1 protein-coding gene and 1 pseudogene are annotated in these 1,673 nt (G+C 66.3%); both read right to left on the reverse strand.

What is annotated here, in order from left to right; translation table 11 throughout:
- Nucleotides 1-889, reverse strand: an 889-nt coding sequence (locus tag ABT122_RS33500) for a 2-oxoacid:ferredoxin oxidoreductase subunit beta (RefSeq protein WP_351559962.1), incomplete at its 3' end; no start/stop codon positions are given.
- A pseudogene (locus tag ABT122_RS33505) lies at nucleotides 882-1,673 on the reverse strand (2-oxoacid:acceptor oxidoreductase subunit alpha); the annotation flags it as partial. The gene ABT122_RS33500 and the pseudogene ABT122_RS33505, both read right to left, overlap by 8 nt.

Raw genomic sequence — 1,673 nt, forward strand, 5'->3', positions numbered from 1 at the left:
CGGGGTCGGCGAGGCGGGAGAGGGCGAAGGCGGTGGTGGGGGAGGGGTGGTGGGCGTTGTGGGTGAGGATGTGGTGTTCGTTGTCGGGGGTGATGTGGGTGGTTTCGAGGTCGCCGGTGGTGGGGTTGCGGATGACGCCTTGGTTGTTGTCGGGGCCGAAGCGGATGGGTTGGCCGTGTTCGAGGCGGATGACGGCTTCTTGGGCTTGTTGTTTGTCTTTGAGGGATTCGAAGGCGCCGTCGTTGAAGATGTTGCAGTTCTGGTAGATCTCGATGAGTGCGGTGCCGGGGTGGTCGGCGGCTTGGCGGAGGACGCTGGTGAGGTGTTTGCGGTCGGAGTCGATGGTGCGGGCGACGAAGGTGGCTTCGGCTCCGATGGCGAGGGAGACGGGGTTGAAGGGGGCGTCGAGGGAGCCCATGGGGGTGGATTTGGTGATTTTGCCGAGTTCTGAGGTGGGGGAGTACTGGCCTTTGGTGAGGCCGTAGATGCGGTTGTTGAAGAGGAGGATTTTGAGGTTGACGTTGCGGCGGAGGGCGTGGATGAGGTGGTTGCCGCCGATGGAGAGGGCGTCGCCGTCGCCGGTGACGACCCAGACGGAGAGGTCTTGGCGGGAGGTGGAGAGTCCGGTGGCGATGGCGGGGGCGCGTCCGTGGATGGAGTGCATCCCGTAGGTGTTCATGTAGTAGGGGAAGCGGGAGGAGCAGCCGATGCCGGAGATGAAGACGATGTTCTCTTTGGCGAGGCCGAGTTCGGGCATGAAGCCCTGGACGGCGGCGAGGATGGCGTAGTCGCCGCAGCCGGGGCACCAGCGGACTTCCTGGTCGGATTTGAAGTCTTTCATGGTCTGGGGGGTGGTGGTTTTGGGGACCAGGGTGAGGGCTTCAGGCATGGATGGCCTCCTTGAGGGCCGTGGCGAGCTGGGCGGCTTTGAAGGGCATGCCGTTGACCTGGGTGTGGCTGTGGGTGGGGGTGAGGTATTTGGCGCGGAGGAGGGTGGTGAGTTGTCCGAGGTTCATTTCGGGGACGATGACGCGCTGGTAGCGGGTGAGGATGTGGGGGAGGTTGTGGGGGAAGGGGTTGAGGTGGCGGAGGTGGGCTTGGGCGATGGGTTCGCCTTCGGTGCGCAGGCGGCGGACGGCGGCGGTGATGGGTCCGTAGGTGGAGCCCCAGCCGAGGACGAGGGTGGTGGCGTGGTCGGGGTCGTCGACGGTGAGGTCGGGGGTGGTGATCTGGTCGATTTTGGCCTGGCGGGTGCGGACCATGTGTTCGTGGTTGGCGGGGTCGTAGGAGATGTTGCCGGTGCCGTCTTGTTTTTCGATGCCGCCGATGCGGTGTTCGAGTCCGGGGGTGCCGGGGACGGCCCAGGGGCGGGCGAGGGTGTGGGGGTCGCGTTTGTAGGGCCAGAAGGTGTGGGTGCCGTCGTCGAGGGTGTGGTTGGGGGTGGTGGTGAAGGGGGTGCGGAGGTCGGGGAGGGTTTCGGTGTCGGGGATGCGCCAGGGTTCGGAGCCGTTGGCGAGGTAGCCGTCGGAGAGGAGGAAGACGGGGGTGCGGTAGGTGAGGGCGATGCGGGCGGCTTCGATGGCGGCGTCGAAGCAGTCGCCGGGGGTGCGGGGGGCGATGATGGGGACGGGGGCTTCGCCGTTGCGTCCGTACATGGCCTGGAGGAGGTCGGC

Source organism: Streptomyces sp. NPDC001985, from assembly GCF_040296845.1.
Taxonomy (GTDB): domain Bacteria; phylum Actinomycetota; class Actinomycetes; order Streptomycetales; family Streptomycetaceae; genus Streptomyces.